The organism is Bacteroides sp. CAG:633 (assembly GCF_000435115.1).
GTDB classification, from domain to species: Bacteria; Bacteroidota; Bacteroidia; order Bacteroidales; family Bacteroidaceae; genus Bacteroides; species Bacteroides ndongoniae.
In genome coordinates, this window is record NZ_FR883045.1 from 1 (window position 1) to 13,939 (window position 13,939).

The 13,939-nt window shown below is 49.4% G+C and carries 15 protein-coding genes; 6 read left to right on the plus strand and 9 right to left on the minus strand.

The window, feature by feature from the left end; genetic code table 11:
* Positions 1–193: 193 nt before the first annotated feature.
* The 3 genes from QVP67_RS05910 (at position 194) to QVP67_RS05920 (ending at position 1,800) form a co-directional block, all read left to right on the plus strand.
* Positions 194–814 carry a hypothetical protein gene (locus QVP67_RS05910; protein ID WP_022162643.1) on the plus strand — a complete coding sequence of 207 codons (621 nt, stop codon included), beginning with the start codon at positions 194–196 and terminating at the stop codon, positions 812–814.
* Between the two features lie 13 nt (positions 815–827).
* Positions 828–1,112 (plus strand): winged helix-turn-helix domain-containing protein, encoded by a 285-nt coding sequence (locus tag QVP67_RS05915; protein WP_022162644.1) that lies wholly within the window; start codon positions 828–830, stop codon positions 1,110–1,112.
* A gap of 106 nt (positions 1,113–1,218) precedes the next feature.
* On the plus strand, positions 1,219–1,800 hold the full coding sequence (locus QVP67_RS05920; protein ID WP_022162645.1) for a 5'-methylthioadenosine/S-adenosylhomocysteine nucleosidase family protein: 582 nt from the start codon (positions 1,219–1,221) through the stop codon (positions 1,798–1,800).
* Positions 1,801–1,816: 16 nt separating this feature from the next.
* Here the strand turns inward: QVP67_RS05920 and QVP67_RS05925 are convergent, their stop codons facing one another.
* Both QVP67_RS05925 and QVP67_RS05930 read right to left on the minus strand, forming a co-directional pair.
* Entirely contained in the window at positions 1,817–2,863 is a 1,047-nt protein-coding gene (locus QVP67_RS05925; protein ID WP_288179956.1) for an endonuclease/exonuclease/phosphatase family protein, read from the minus strand.
* 178 nt (positions 2,864–3,041) lie between these two features.
* Positions 3,042–4,502, minus strand: coding sequence for an aminoacyl-histidine dipeptidase (locus QVP67_RS05930; protein WP_022162647.1), 1,461 nt, complete (start codon positions 4,500–4,502; stop codon positions 3,042–3,044).
* Between the two features lie 145 nt (positions 4,503–4,647).
* Between QVP67_RS05930 and QVP67_RS05935 the strand changes: the two genes are divergently transcribed.
* Together QVP67_RS05935 and QVP67_RS05940 are read left to right on the plus strand one after the other, a co-directional pair.
* The gene (locus tag QVP67_RS05935; protein WP_022162648.1) at positions 4,648–4,881 is read left to right on the plus strand and encodes a hypothetical protein; all 234 of its coding nucleotides are present in this window, start codon (positions 4,648–4,650) and stop codon (positions 4,879–4,881) included.
* 29 nt (positions 4,882–4,910) lie between these two features.
* Entirely contained in the window at positions 4,911–5,513 is a 603-nt protein-coding gene (locus tag QVP67_RS05940) for an OmpH family outer membrane protein (protein ID WP_022162649.1), read from the plus strand.
* Between the two features lie 223 nt (positions 5,514–5,736).
* On the opposite strand, the gene QVP67_RS05945 is transcribed toward QVP67_RS05940, so the two are convergent.
* Positions 5,737–7,041 (minus strand): hemolysin family protein, encoded by a 1,305-nt coding sequence (locus QVP67_RS05945; protein WP_022162650.1) that lies wholly within the window; start codon positions 7,039–7,041, stop codon positions 5,737–5,739.
* Positions 7,042–7,114: 73 nt separating this feature from the next.
* On the opposite strand from QVP67_RS05945, the gene QVP67_RS05950 reads away from it, so the two are divergent.
* Entirely contained in the window at positions 7,115–7,942 is an 828-nt protein-coding gene (locus QVP67_RS05950; RefSeq protein ID WP_288179954.1) for an alpha/beta hydrolase, read from the plus strand.
* A gap of 27 nt (positions 7,943–7,969) precedes the next feature.
* On the opposite strand, the gene QVP67_RS05955 is transcribed toward QVP67_RS05950, so the two are convergent.
* The 6 genes from QVP67_RS05955 to QVP67_RS05980 form a co-directional block, all read right to left on the minus strand.
* Positions 7,970–9,334, minus strand: a complete 1,365-nt coding sequence (locus QVP67_RS05955) for a S41 family peptidase (protein ID WP_022162652.1) — start codon at positions 9,332–9,334, stop codon at positions 7,970–7,972.
* A gap of 93 nt (positions 9,335–9,427) precedes the next feature.
* The gene (locus QVP67_RS05960) at positions 9,428–10,864 is read right to left on the minus strand and encodes a Na+/H+ antiporter NhaC family protein (RefSeq protein ID WP_022162653.1); all 1,437 of its coding nucleotides are present in this window, start codon (positions 10,862–10,864) and stop codon (positions 9,428–9,430) included.
* Between the two features lie 21 nt (positions 10,865–10,885).
* Complete coding sequence (locus tag QVP67_RS05965) at positions 10,886–12,061, minus strand: MFS transporter (protein ID WP_022162654.1); 1,176 nt, start codon at positions 12,059–12,061, stop codon at positions 10,886–10,888.
* Positions 12,062–12,251: 190 nt separating this feature from the next.
* Positions 12,252–12,593, minus strand: a complete 342-nt coding sequence (locus QVP67_RS05970; protein ID WP_022162655.1) for a HepT-like ribonuclease domain-containing protein — start codon at positions 12,591–12,593, stop codon at positions 12,252–12,254.
* Positions 12,586–12,885 (minus strand): nucleotidyltransferase family protein, encoded by a 300-nt coding sequence (locus tag QVP67_RS05975; RefSeq protein WP_022162656.1) that lies wholly within the window; start codon positions 12,883–12,885, stop codon positions 12,586–12,588. Before QVP67_RS05975 ends, QVP67_RS05970 begins: the two co-directional genes overlap by 8 nt.
* 166 nt (positions 12,886–13,051) lie before the next feature.
* A partial coding sequence (locus QVP67_RS05980) for a GGGtGRT protein (protein ID WP_288179955.1) occupies positions 13,052–13,939 on the minus strand: 888 nt, incomplete at its 5' end.

The window sequence follows — 13,939 nt, forward strand, 5'->3', positions numbered from 1 at the left end:
CGGGGGAGGGGATGTGCACGGGGGCGTTGGTTGTACGAATCTGGAGAAAAAGTAGTTTAGAACGTATTTTTATTTATGATATAATTTGGTTTATAAAATAAACCTTTTATCTTTGCAATGGAGTTCGAACGACAACTGTGACTAATAGAATGAGGGGGAACCCTGTACATGTAAAACAAATGAAGGAGGACAAATGATGGAAGACCGAAAACTGAACGAAAGGGAGAGTCTGGAGCTGATAGCGCAGATGATCCGCAATACGCGCCGCAATCTGGATGCGGGCGGTGGAAATATGTTCCTGTTGTGGGGATATACCGGTGTGGTGGTTACGCTGGGTGTGTGGGCTGCCTTGTATTTCACGAACTGTACTGCCTGCCTGTGGGGCTTTTGGACGCTGCCGGTGGTGGGATGGTTGCTGTCGTGGTGGTTTGGCCGCCGGTGGCGGAAGCAGCAGGGAGCGAAGGACTATACCGACCGTGTAGTGAGTCAGGTGTGGCAGATGATTGGCATTGCCTGTTGTGGTGTGGCTGTGTTTGCTACGTTGTATCAGGCTTACGGACTGATTCTGCCGTTGTGTGCCATGCTGGTTTCGCTGGGCAGTCTGCTTACGGGCATTATCATCCGTTATACCCTGTTTTCGGGATTGCCTTCGCTGGGCTTTGCCTGGAGTCTGGTGCTGGTGTTTCAGGTGGTTTCCAGTGGTGTATCTTCTGCAACGCTGCTTGTGTTTGCCGTCATTGTGCTGCTGTCGCTGGTTATCCCGGGGCATGTGTTGAATCGTCGGGCTCGCAGGGAGGTTATACCTAACGCATAAGAAAGGAACCGTTATGTTTAAAGAACTGAATCCTTTGCTGCATAGCGAGCTTCGGCTGGCCGTCATGTCGCTGCTGCTCAGTGTCGAGGAGGCTGACTTTGTCTACATCCGTCAGCAGACGGGAGCCACGGCAGGCAATCTGAGCGTGCAGATAGACAAACTGAACAAGGCTGGCTATGTGGAGGTAACAAAGACTTTCAAGGGCAAGATGCCTTGTACGGTCTGTAAGATTACCCCCTGTGGCGTCGATGCTTTCGAGGAGTATGTGGAGGCGCTGAAGACTTATATTAAAATGTAGAATGTACGCTACGGAGGATGCTGCGTATTGCAGGGCCATTGTCCGGAAGGACAAGGAAGACGCTATGAAACGCTGTCTCCTCGGTGGTGAATAAAAAAGAAACAAGATGAGAATACTGGTTACTTACGCCGTTCAAGGCGAATTTACGGAGTTGAAGTTTCCCGGCATCGTCGGGGGTGAGGAAGTGCAGGTGGGCTATTTGCGCACGGGCATCGGTAAGGTGAAGTCGGCTTTTTATCTGGCCGAAGCCATCGCGCACGGGCAGCCCGATCTGGTGGTAAATGTGGGTACGGCAGGCAGCGTCAGCCGTCAGGTAGGCGATGTGCTGGTGTGCCGCCACTTTGTCGACCGCGACATGCAGAAACTTTCCGATTTGGGCATGGAGTGGCAGATTGACTCTGCCGAACTGCTGACGCAGAAAGGCTATTGCTTGCACTGGCCCGACAACGGTACGTGCAATACCGGCGACAGCTTCCTGACCGAGCTGACTGACGTGAAAGGCGATGTAGTAGACATGGAAGCCTTTGCCCAGGCATGGGTGTGTCGTGCCAAGGGAGTGCCTTTCATAGCCGTGAAGTATGTGACGGACGTCATCGGACAAAACTCGGTGAAGCATTGGGAAGACAAGCTGGCCGAAGCACGCCAAGGTTTGAGCGACTTCTTCGAAGGGCTGGTAACTACCGTGTGAGTTGTCAGGTCCGGGCTTAATAGAGGACGTAGAAATCGGCCCAGACAGGCAGGTGGTCGCTGTAGCCCCCTTGGTACTTCATGCCGTAATAGGTGCGGAAGGGCTGCTTGCCGCCGTATTTCTTGTCCGGAACCAGCAGAAAGTCGGGTGCAAAGACGTCTCCCCCGCGGGTGTGGCAGGGTGCGTCGGGGAGTAGTAGCGTGCCCGATACGATGATGTGGTCGAGCAGTCCCCATTCACCCCGATACTTGTAACTGCCGAAGTGCTTGCGGCGGGCTGCCTGGTGCGCCAGCAGATGATAGAGCCCGTAAGGATCGGGCTGTGCGGCGACGACGGACGAATCTGCATTTTCGTCGGTGTTTTCTGGCAGTAACTGTGCTCCGAGCACCTGGCGTATGGACTTATTGTGTGGATAGTCGTTGAAGTCGCCCATAATCAGTATTTGCGGCCGTTGGCGGACGTGCAGCAGGCTGTCTGCTGCCTGCCTTACTAATCGGGCGGCTCGTAGGCGATAAGGCTCCGTCTCCCTTGCGCCCTCCGAGCGGGAGGGGAAGTGACAGACGAATACATCGAGCGTATCCAGATTGAGCAACAGGCCGCTGACATGGAGGATGTCGCGGGTAGGGCGGCTGTCTTTGCCGGGCGGCGGGACGGAGATGCTTCGATGAGCAATGGGCTTGAACAAGTGCCGCTGATAGAGCAAAGCCACATCAATGCCCCGAAGGTCGGGCGAATGAGTCATCAGATAGCGGTAGCCGGCTTCGCGAAGGGCAGAGTAGCGGGTCAGGTCGCGAATGACCGTATCGTTCTCCACTTCGCACAAGGCTACCAGAGCAGGCGCTTCCCATTGGCCTACGGCGGTGATGACGCGGGCGATGTCGTTCAGTTTCTTCCGGTATTTCGTGTAGTTCCAGTGGCGGATGGCATCGGGCAGAAATTCCCGGTCTTCTTTCAGGGTGTCGTGTCGGCAGTCGAAGAGGTTCTCGACGTTGTACGACATGACGCGGAACCGGGCAGTGTCCCGGCGTATCTGGCCGGATGCCGTCAGGGCAAGTAGCAGCATGCAAGCGCAAATTCCCCATCTTTTCAGCGGAGGAAAAACAGAAAGGACTGACCTTGAAGGCTCAAGGCACGTCCGCCGCGTGGCTGTGTCTTCCGGTGCAGGAAGAATGCAGAAACAACGGTTCGGCGCGGGCAGTGTCTGGTCCGTCATGGTCAGTCCTTGTTTATGTATCAGCAGATCACTTCTTGACAGGTGCGTTCTTGAGGATGTCCAGCAGGTGATCCCAGAACTTCTGTACGGTAGGAATCAGCATCCGTTCGTCGGGCGAGTGTACTCCCTGCAAGGTAGGACCGAATGAAATCATGTCCAGTGTCGGGTACTTGTCAAGGAACAGACCGCATTCCAGTCCGGCATGGATAGCCTTTACCTTAGCATCTACACCGAACAGACGTTTGTACGAAGCGGTTGCAATCTCCAGAATCTCGGAGTGCGGGTTGGGTTTCCAGCCCGGATAGCCTTCGCCCGAAGAAACTTCGGCACCGGCCATTTCGAATACGGTGCGTACCATTGTGTTCATATCGCGTTTGGACGAAGCGGTAGAACTGCGCTGGCTGGTTTCGATACGGATGATGTTTCCGGGTTTCATCTTCACCGAAGCCATATTGGTAGATGTCTCTACCAGTCCCGGAATGTCCTGGCTCATGGCGTATACACCGTGAGGCACTGCATAGATGGCTTGGAGCAGGCGCTTGGTGGTGTCTTTGTCGATGGCTTTTGCGCGCGGTGCTTCCGACTCCATCAGCAGTTGCAGGTCGGGGTCTGTTACGTTGTATTCGGCTTGTACTTCCGCAGCAAAAATGTTCAAGTCGGCACGTACGGCATGCTTGTCGGCCTCGGGCAAGGCGATAACGGCATGTGCTTCGCGTGCGATGGCATTGCGCAGGTTTCCGCCGTCAATCTCGCACAGATACATGTCGTACTTCTTCAGTGTCTGGCTCAGGAAACGGTTCAGAATTTTGTTGGCATTGCCGCGTCCCAGGTGGATGTCGCCGCCCGAGTGTCCGCCTTTCAGTCCTTTCACCTGTACCTTGCAGCAGAAGTAACCGGCAGGTACGTCCACTTCCTGATAGGCGAATTGCGCTACGGTGTCGATGCCTCCGGCACAGCCGATGAACAGTTCGCCTTCGTCTTCCGAGTCGAGATTTAGCAGGATGTCACCGTTCATGAAGCCTTCTTTCAAGGCAAAAGCACCGGTCAGTCCGGTTTCTTCGTCGATGGTGAACAGACATTCCAGCGGGCCGTGTGCTATGGTGTCGTCGGCCAGAATAGCCAGTTCGGTTGCTACGCCAATACCGTTGTCGGCTCCCAGTGTGGTACCTTTGGCTTTCAGCCACTCTCCGTCGATTTCGGTTTCGATGGGGTCGTTCAGGAAGTCGTGCTGCACGTCGTTGTTTTTCTCGCACACCATGTCGACGTGCGATTGCAGTACGATGGTCTTACGGTTTTCCATTCCCGGCGTGGCAGCTTTCTTTATCAGTACGTTGCCAACTTCGTCGGTCAGTGTCTCCAGATTATGCTTTTTTCCGAATGCTTGCAGATAGGCTATAATCTTTTCTTCTTTCTTCGAGGGGCGTGGCACTTTACATATTTCTGCGAAATAATGGAACACGCCCTGCGGTTTTAAATCTTCATTTTTCATTCGATTATCTTCATTAGTTTAACCTCTCATTGCTAAATATGGTTAAAATGGTTGACTATTCTCTTCCCCTCTCTCTTTTTTTAATGTAAAAAGGGTACGTTAGTCCGTCCAAAGCCCTATATTTGCACCCACAAAAATAGTGAATATGCTCCATACCATATTAATAACATTGTTAATAGTTGCTATTTGCGTCGTATTGCTGGGCGTAAAAGTGTTTTTTGTGAAAGGCGGGCGTTTCCCGAATTCACATGTCAGCGGAAGCAAGGCAATGCGTGATAGGGGTATCGGATGCGTACAGTCGCAGGACAGGGAAGCGCAACGCAAGCGTCGCTTTTCCATCGACGAACTGGAACAGAAACTGAATGAGAGTCTGAACTAATTAATTCTAAAAACAATATTTATCAAGTTATGAAGAGATTGAACTATCTGATGAACGGTTTGGTAGCTCTTGCACTGATCGTTTTGTTTTCTCAATGTACCGGCAAAACAGAAACTCAAACAGCAGGTGCTCCTGCACAGGCTGCAGCCGGATTGTCGGGCATGAAGATTGCTTATGTGGAAATTGATACCCTTTTGGCTAAATACAACTTCTGCATCGATTTGAACGAAGCCATGGTGAAGAAGAGCGAGAATGTTCGTCTGACGCTGAACCAGAAAGCCAAGGAACTGGATAAGCAGAAACAGGAATTCCAGACTAAATATCAGAATAACGCCTATCTCTCACAGGAAAGAGCACAGCAGGAATACAACCGCATTGCCAAGTTGGAACAGGACCTGCAGGCTTTGAGCAATAAACTTCAGTCAGAGTTGATGAGCGAAAACGACAAGAACAGCCTTCAACTGCGCGATTCTATCAATGCATTCCTGAAGGAATACAACAAGACAAAAGGTTATAGTCTGATTATCAGCAATACCGGTTTCGATAACCTGCTTTATGCTGATAGCGTTTACAACATCACGAAGGAAATTCTGGATGGCTTGAATGCCAGATATTCTTCTCCGAAGAAATAATATTTAGCAGATAAGTTTTCCTCTCCCGTCAAAAGGAAAGGGAAAACAAAAGGATATAAAAAGCAAAGATTGCAAGTTCTGTACCGTCAGGACTTGCAATCTTTTTTTGTGCTCCTATACATTATTATATATATGTATGTACAGTCGTCAAAGGCTTTTCTTCGCATAGGGTGGGGCTAGAAAATGCCTTCCGGCTACTGACTAATATCTATGATTGGGCTGGTTAATCTTTCTCTTCTTCCTCCTCGTGTTTGATGACCAGCAATTTGTCTACACGTCCACGGTCCATGTCTACTACTTCGAAGTCCAGATTCTGATAACTGAACAAGTCACCTGCCTTGGGTACCCGTCCGATAAGGAACATGGCCAGTCCGCTCAGTGTGGTAAAGTCTTCTTCGCGCAGGTCATCGTAGTTCATGATGCCCATAGCCTCCATAAAGTCGTCCAGGTTCATCGAGGCCTCTACCAACATGGAGCCATCCTGACGCACGGTGATGTCTTCTTCTTCCGTTTCGTTCTCTTCGAGGATGTCACCGAAAATACTTTCTGTCAGGTCGTGCAGGGTGATGATGCCTTCTGTATTTCCATATTCGTCTACTACAACGCCAAACTTGTTCTTGTTCTTTTTGAACAGTTCGAGCACCTTCTTCGCATACAGGCTTTCGGGAATGAACAGAGGTGGACGTGCAATGCTGCGCAAGTCGAACGGCTGATTGCTGTTGCCCTGCATCAGGATGATGTCTTTCACTGATACCACTCCGATTACTTCATCCTTGCTTTTATCTACCAGCAGGTATTTACTGAAATGCTGTTCGCGGATGATGCGCAATACTTCTTCCTGTGTGTCCGAAGGGTGCAGCACAATGACGTCGCGCCGATGAGTCATCAGGTCATTAGCCCGTTTGTCCGAGAAGCGGAATACGTCTTTCAGCATTTCGGTTTCGTCTTTGTCGATGACACCCTGTTCCGAACTCTGGTGCAGAATCATTTTCAGTTCGTCCTGTGTCATCTGGCGTTCCTCGTTGTTTTCCATACCGATCATTTTATTCACCAGCTTGGTTGATGCGCTCAGCAGGCAGACGAAGGGATACGATATCTTGGTCAAAGCTATCATAAAAGGACTGAGCAAAGTTGCCCATTTCTCAGGATTGTTCAGAGCCACGGTTTTGGGAACCAGTTCGCCGATGATAAGCGACAGATAGGTAATGACGGCCACAATCATGACCATGGCAAGCGTGTTGGCATAGGCTGCAAGGCCGGGAATAACGCTAAACAGCGGTCGTACATCGTCGGCAAGTGTGGCGCCACCGTATGCACCCGAAACAATTCCGATGAGTGTGATGCCTATTTGGATGGTCGAAAGAAATCTTTCCGGTTCTTCCAGTTGTTTCAGTACGCCTTTGGCTCTTTTGTTTCCTTTGCCTACCAGCGTTTCCAGACGGGCTTTACTGGAGGAAACCAAAGCTATTTCGTACATGGCAAATACGCCGTTAAGAACCAATAAGATAAGAATGATGACAAATTCCATATAATGTTTTGAGTGTTTATGCTGCAAACTTACTAATTTTGGCGCATAAAAATAATGAAATAGATGTAAAACGATGAAAAATGTAAGAAAAAGAACTAGTTTGTCCGCTGTTTTGCTACTGTTGCTGTCTGTTTCGGTGCAGGGTGCACGTGTCGATACAACGTGGGTGGACAGTCCTTCGATGAAGAAGAAGGTAGAGGTGATTTATGTAGTACCCGACAAAGCTTTGGGAGAGAATCCGCAGGCATGTCCGGTGGTTTATCTGCTGCACGGTTATGGCGGGAATGCCGGAACCTGGATTGGCATCAAGCCGGAGTTGGGGAAGATTGCTGATGAGAAGGGATTGATTTTTGCTTGTCCCGACGGTGAGAACAGTTGGTATTGGGATAGTCCGAAGCATGAAGATGTACGTTACGAGGCTTTTATCTCTTCGGAACTGATAAAGTACACGGATGCCCATTATGCTACGCGTGCCGACCGGAAAGGTCGTGCCATTACTGGCCTGAGCATGGGCGGACATGGAGCCATGTGGAATGCTTTACGCCATAAAGACGTGTTTGGTGCAGCTGGCAGTACGAGTGGAGGAGTGGATATCCGTCCTTTCCCCAAGAACTGGGAAATGGCAGTACAGCTTGGCGACAATGAATCGAACAAAGCGTTGTGGGATGCACATACCGTTGTCAACCAGCTCGACAGCATAGCCAACGGTGATTTGGCACTGATCATTGATTGCGGTGAGAAAGATTTCTTCCTTGAAGTGAATAAAGACTTGCACAAGCGTTTGTTGGAACGTGGTATCGATCACGACTTCATTACCCGTCCTGGTGTTCACGACGGACGGTATTGGAACAATTCAATCGATTATCAGATACTTTTCTTCGAGAAATATTTCAAGCGCTAAGCTCTTCTCCCGTACCTTTCTGCCTGGTTATCGGACGATGATACCTCGTGGGAAGGTACGTTTCATTTTTACTTCTTTTACGTTGGCGGCATTTGTTGCGCGGGTTGTTTCTGAACCGTCCAGGCTGATGCTGCCGTCAATGATTCCTAAAGCGGCGCTTAACAGTGCTTCTTTCGGGTCGCCCAAAGGCAATACGGTAGCAGGGTCGCTTAGTGGGCTGACCGAATAGCTGGGAGTGAATCCGTTGGTATAATTGGCTGTACCTCGTGCATTGAATATCTCGCAGACAGCCAGTCGCAGTGCCCACATGAATTGCGTGTTCTCAAAGCGCTCGGTACCGATGTATTCGCCCTTCGTCGTCTCGCCTACTACAATAACTTTCATGTAGGGAGTCAGGCAGTTGATCAACATTTCAGCCGCTCCGGCCGTGGTACCGCTTGTCAGTATGTATACGGTAGACAGATTTAGATTGGAACCTCCTACCAGCAGCTGTGCGTCGAATATCAGGTCATGGTTCTTTCCGCTTTTCTTTTGGTTGTATTGCAATGTGGCCAGCGTACCGCCCAGTTTGTCGGATGGGGCAAGGATACAGGCCAGTCTTTGTACGCTTTCCATATCGCCTCCGGCATTGTATCGCAGGTCCAGCACGAAATCTTTTACATTGTTCGTTGCGCAAGTCTTCGAGAACTCCAGCAGTTGTGTATCGCTTTCGGTGTCGAAGCTGTTGTAGGCCAGATAGCCGATGTTACTATTGTTGTGCTGTACGATGGTGCTGGCCGGTATGACGGCATCTGTTACCGGTCGTGTGGCCGGCAATACGCTTTCTCGGTCTTTCACAACTTCGGCAGTTTCGGTTTCCGTTCCGTCTTCTCCAGTCTCGGTGTGTACGGTATATTTCCCGATGACGATGTCTTTGCTCTCGCCTTCGGTCAGTATGGTTTCATTTTTCTTGGTGATATAGTCGTTGTTCACCATCATTATCCATTCGCCGCGTTTCAGGCCAGCTTCGGCTGCCGGCGATTCGGGAACAACGTAGGTCACCATGGCGTAGTAGGCCGTGTCGTTGTCCGGCACCTGGCTCAGCGAATAGTCAAAGCCGTAACTGGGAGTGGAGGTAGTCAGTAGGGTGTCTACCGAAGAGATTCCGTTATCCTTCTCCGACTTTGCTGCGTCGAGGAAGGATTGCGGTTCAAGGAAATAGTTCAGGTCGTCGAACGAAGGAATTTCTTCATACCACAGGTAGTCTTCCCGCATGACGCTGTCTATCCACAGGTCACGTCCCGTCCACGGATAGTACTCCGGCCAGCGGTCTACGCCGCACGAGAAGAGGCTTGTCAGTGCAAGAAGTCCTCCTAACAAATAAAACAGTGTATTCCTTGTTCTTATCTGCATTTCCTTGTTCTTTTTATTTTCTGCCTGCAAATGTAGCGAATAGTTCGTTTATCTGCTTACAAACGTGATATAATAATTGATAACGTCCGATGTTTATGCATTGTCGTCTTCCTTCTTTTTATAAATTCTGTAACCGATGGCTGCTATGCATATACTCATAAGCGGACTGATGATATTGAAGAAACAGTATGGCAGGTAGACCAGTGTTGGCACACTCAGAATGGTGGCCTGCGTCATGCCGCACGTGTTCCAAGGTATCAGTGGCGAAGTGACGGTGACGGCATCTTCGGTTGTGCGGCTCAGCAGGCGACTTTCGTATCCCCGCTTCTTGTAAATGTTGCCAAACATGTTGCCTGTCAGGATGATGCTGATGTACTGGTCGGCCGTAGCCAGATTCAAGAAGAGTCCGGAAGCAACGGTCGATGTCACCATACTGAAGGTATTCTTCATGAAGCGTACAAAGACCGACGTGATACTGCCCAGCATGCCGCTGGCCGTCATGGCACCGCCGAAACACATGGCGCAAAGGATGAGCCATACGGTGTTCATCATGCCTCCCATACCACGTGTGGCTACCAGTTCGGTCAGCATGGCGTTATCGGTTTGCAGACTGGTACTGCCGTAAAAGGTCATCATGCAACCTTTGAACAGACTGCCGTTGCCGGCAATCTCTCTCAGCAGATCGGGCTGGAAGATAAGGGCAAACAGGCCTGCCAGTAGGGTTGATGCAAACAGGGTAATGATGGAAGGTACCTTGCGGGCAATCAGGATGCCTGTCACTATCGGTACGATCAACAGCCAGGGGGTGATGTTGAACTTGCTGTCCAGTGCTGCTGAAATCTCACTGATCTGTTCCGTTCCGCCCGTATCGTGAGTCAGTCCCATGACGGTGAACAGTATCAGGCTGATGACCAGCGAAGGAATGGTAGTAATCATCATGTATTTGATGTGTCGGAACAGTGGTGTTTCGGTGACCGACGCCGCCAGAATGGTTGTTTCGGACAAAGGCGAAACTTTGTCGCCGAAGTAAGCGCCCGAGATAATGGCACCTGCTATCCAGCCTTCGTTGAATCCCTGTGCTTTGCCGATACCCAGCAGGGCTATGCCGATGGTGGCAATGGTAGTCCACGAGCTGCCTGTCATGACGGAGATGATGACACAAATCAGGCAAGTGGAGGCTAGAAAGAAGTCGGGATGCAGAATCTGCATGCCGTAATATATCAGGGCAGGCACTACGCCGCTAATCATCCAGGCACCACTTAGTGCACCTATTATCAGCAGGATGATGATGGCGGTAGCTACACCGCTGATGTTGTTGGTGATTGCTATTTCGTAGTCTCTCCATGGGATGCGGTAGAAAGCCACTCCGATGAATGCGCAGGCAGCCGTCGTGACGAGCAGGGATATCTGGCTTCCACCGCTCAGCGCATCGCTGCCGAAAGTATGAATGGTGGCGAACAGCATTCCCACCAGCAGCAGTATCGGCAGGAGGGAGACAAATGGGGAGGGTATTCTCTTTTCTTTATTCATGTGAAGTTTATGATTGCTAAGTTATTTCTTGGTACAAAGTGTCAGTAGGGCTGCCAGTAAGGTGAGTGTTACACTGGCCAGGGCCACGCCTGCCCAGCCCCACATTTCCCAGCAGCTTCCGGCCAGGAAAGTGCCTAAGGAACCGCCAATGAAATAGGTGGTCATGAAAATCGTGTTCACGCGGTTGGAGGCCGAAGGACAAAGTTCGAAGATGCTGGCCTGGTTGCTCAGCTGTACGCATTGCATGCCGATGTCGATGAGGATGATACCGGCTACGATGCCCACATAGCTGTTGCCGCCATAATAGAGCAATGCCCATGCGCACAGGTTCAGTGTGAAGCCGATGTAATTGAATCGTCGGATGCCTACTTTCCTGATGCTTCCGCCGACGAATGAGGCTGTCAATGCGCCTGCAATGCCGCATAAGCCAAGTATACCTACAACGTCGCTTCCGGCATAGAAAGGAGCTCCGGCCATCTTGAACGCCAGGCACGACCACATGGCCAGAAACGATCCGAATACCAGACCTGAACGTACCGAGTAGATGCGCAGAGCCGGATAATCGCGTATCAGCTGGAACAGCGATTTCATCAGGTCGCTGTATTTGCCTTCGAAAGTCGGCCGGATGTCGGGCAAGACTTTCAGCACAACGATGGCGCATATCACCATCAGTCCTGCCGCAATCAGATACATTTCGCGCCAGCCCAGTACGTCGCCTACGTATCCGCTAATCACACGCGAGGCCAATATACCTGTCAGCAGTCCCGAAATGACCATACCTACGTTACGGCCTTTGTTCTCGGGACGCGAGAATTGGGAAGCTATCGGGACGAAAATCTGTGGTATCATCGAACCGATGCCCGTCAGCAGAGAGGCAGCCCAAACGATGTAGATGTTAGGAGCCCATGCAATGGCCAGCAACGAGAATATCAATAACGTAAAGTTGGTCAGGATGATGTTCTTGCGATGATACAAGTCACCCAGTGGTACGATGAACAGCAATCCCAAAGCATAACCTACCTGAGTGATGACGGTTATCAGGTTGGCTTGAAACTCAGACACGTCCAGATCATGTCTGATCAGGTTTAGTAAGGGCTGGTTGTAATAAATGTTGGCTACCGATACTCCTGCTACGATGGCGAGCGTCCATAAAATGGAGGCGGGAAGTCCGCCGTTTTCTTTCAATTCTTGTTTCATGCCGCAAAGATACGGCTTTTCTTTGAATGCTCGGCTATTTTGTGTGGAAGCTTGCCAGATTCTCTGTTGTCTGTCGGGGAGTTGGCTGTGTAAAATTGCCTAGTTAGGAAAAAATATTTTCCTAACTGGAGAAAAATTTTTTCCTAACTAGGGAAAAATAAAGGGAGAATTCTTGTTTAACTAACGTGTTTCATTCATAACTTAATAAAGTGGTTACTTCACTTCTTAGTTTCGGCAGGTGATTGATTACCATGCTCCAAAGAATATCTGCCGATAAACTGTCATAGCCATGAATAATATAGTTTCTTGCATCCACAATTTTACGTGAATTGGTGATGGCGATATTTTTGTCCGTTTTTAATATTCTGTTCATTGCTTCGCCAATAATCTCTATATTTCGTTCAATAGCACGCCTAAGGCAAAGATTGCTGTAGAAGTCATCAAACAATTTGGGTTTGTCACCAAAGAAACTTTCTATTTCTTCGATGGCAGTCAGAATATCTTGCAGGTGTTTCTTTGTCAAATCATCCATAGATCAATGCTTTTGTTGCGTCCACATTTTTTTTCAGATATGGATTCTTTATAGTCTGTTCTTCCAACAAGTCCACTTTTCTGCCAAACAATTCTTCCAACGAATATTTGAAATCAAAGTAGTTGTCGAAATAATCATTTACCTCTACTTTGTTAAAAGAAACAACGAAGTCCACATCGCTATCATCATTGAAGCGATCAGTAAGTATAGAACCAAACACAAATAGTTTGCTTACCTTGTACTTTTTGCACAAAGCGAAAATCTTCTGTATGTTGTTTTCTATTAGTTTCATAAACAGACTTGCTTATGATACAAAGATAGTAAAGTTGCGCAATAATAGCGCTATCTGTGAGGACTTTTTTCTATTCCTTCCTAATTTACCTATGGAAGTACTGATAAAATAAAAATCCCCATAACTCATAAAGTTACAGGGATTTATTATTTTGATTAAGTATAGATTACTTATTCAGCGCAGTAGCAACGTCAACGGCGCAAGCTACTGTACAACCTACCATCGGGTTGTTACCGATACCCAGGAATCCCATCATTTCTACGTGAGCAGGAACTGATGAAGAACCAGCGAACTGAGCATCAGAGTGCATACGGCCCATAGTATCGGTCATACCGTAAGAAGCAGGACCGGCAGCCATGTTATCCGGGTGCAAAGTACGTCCTGTACCACCACCAGAAGCTACTGAGAAGTACGGCTTACCAGCCAATACACGTTCTTTCTTGTAAGTTCCGGCAACCGGGTGTTGGAAACGTGTCGGGTTAGTAGAGTTACCAGTGATAGAAACGTCTACGCCTTCCTTCCACATGATAGCTACACCTTCGCGAACGTCGTCGGCACCGTAGCATTTTACTTTGGCACGAGGACCGTCGCTGTAAGCGATTTCCTTCACAACTTTCAGTTCGCCAGTGTAGTAGTCGAACTGAGTCTGTACGTAAGTAAAGCCGTTGATACGAGAGATGATCATGGCAGCGTCCTTACCCAGACCGTTCAGGATACAACGCAGAGGCTCTTTACGAACCTTGTCAGCCTTAGCGGCAATTTTGATGGCACCTTCAGCAGCAGCGAATGACTCGTGACCAGCCAAGAAGGCGAAACATTTGGTTTCTTCGCTCAGCAGACGGGCAGCCAGGTTACCGTGGCCCAGACCTACTTTACGGTCGTCAGCTACAGAACCGGGGATGCAGAATGCCTGCAGACCGATACCGATAGCTTCAGCAGCTTCGGCAGCTGTTTTAACGCCTTTTTTCAGTGCGATGGCGCAACCTACTACGTAAGCCCATTTTGCATTTTCGAAGCAGATAGGCTGAGTTTCTTCGCAAGTCTTATAAGGATC

Coding starts and splice junctions, on each gene's coding strand:
- QVP67_RS05940 (WP_022162649.1), top strand. CDS start 4,911: ATGAAGAGATTGAACTATCTGATGAACGGTTTGGTAGCTCTTGCACTG.
- QVP67_RS05965 (WP_022162654.1), bottom strand. CDS start 12,061: ATGAAACAAGAATTGAAAGAAAACGGCGGACTTCCCGCCTCCATTTTA.
- QVP67_RS05955 (WP_022162652.1), bottom strand. CDS start 9,334: ATGCAGATAAGAACAAGGAATACACTGTTTTATTTGTTAGGAGGACTT.
- QVP67_RS05975 (WP_022162656.1), bottom strand. CDS start 12,885: ATGAAACTAATAGAAAACAACATACAGAAGATTTTCGCTTTGTGCAAA.
- QVP67_RS05970 (WP_022162655.1), bottom strand. CDS start 12,593: ATGGATGATTTGACAAAGAAACACCTGCAAGATATTCTGACTGCCATC.
- QVP67_RS05960 (WP_022162653.1), bottom strand. CDS start 10,864: ATGAATAAAGAAAAGAGAATACCCTCCCCATTTGTCTCCCTCCTGCCG.
- QVP67_RS05920 (WP_022162645.1), top strand. CDS start 1,219: ATGAGAATACTGGTTACTTACGCCGTTCAAGGCGAATTTACGGAGTTG.
- QVP67_RS05930 (WP_022162647.1), bottom strand. CDS start 4,502: ATGAAAAATGAAGATTTAAAACCGCAGGGCGTGTTCCATTATTTCGCA.
- QVP67_RS05935 (WP_022162648.1), top strand. CDS start 4,648: ATGCTCCATACCATATTAATAACATTGTTAATAGTTGCTATTTGCGTC.
- QVP67_RS05915 (WP_022162644.1), top strand. CDS start 828: ATGTTTAAAGAACTGAATCCTTTGCTGCATAGCGAGCTTCGGCTGGCC.
- QVP67_RS05950 (WP_288179954.1), top strand. CDS start 7,115: ATGAAAAATGTAAGAAAAAGAACTAGTTTGTCCGCTGTTTTGCTACTG.
- QVP67_RS05910 (WP_022162643.1), top strand. CDS start 194: ATGATGGAAGACCGAAAACTGAACGAAAGGGAGAGTCTGGAGCTGATA.
- QVP67_RS05945 (WP_022162650.1), bottom strand. CDS start 7,041: ATGGAATTTGTCATCATTCTTATCTTATTGGTTCTTAACGGCGTATTT.
- QVP67_RS05925 (WP_288179956.1), bottom strand. CDS start 2,863: ATGCTGCTACTTGCCCTGACGGCATCCGGCCAGATACGCCGGGACACT.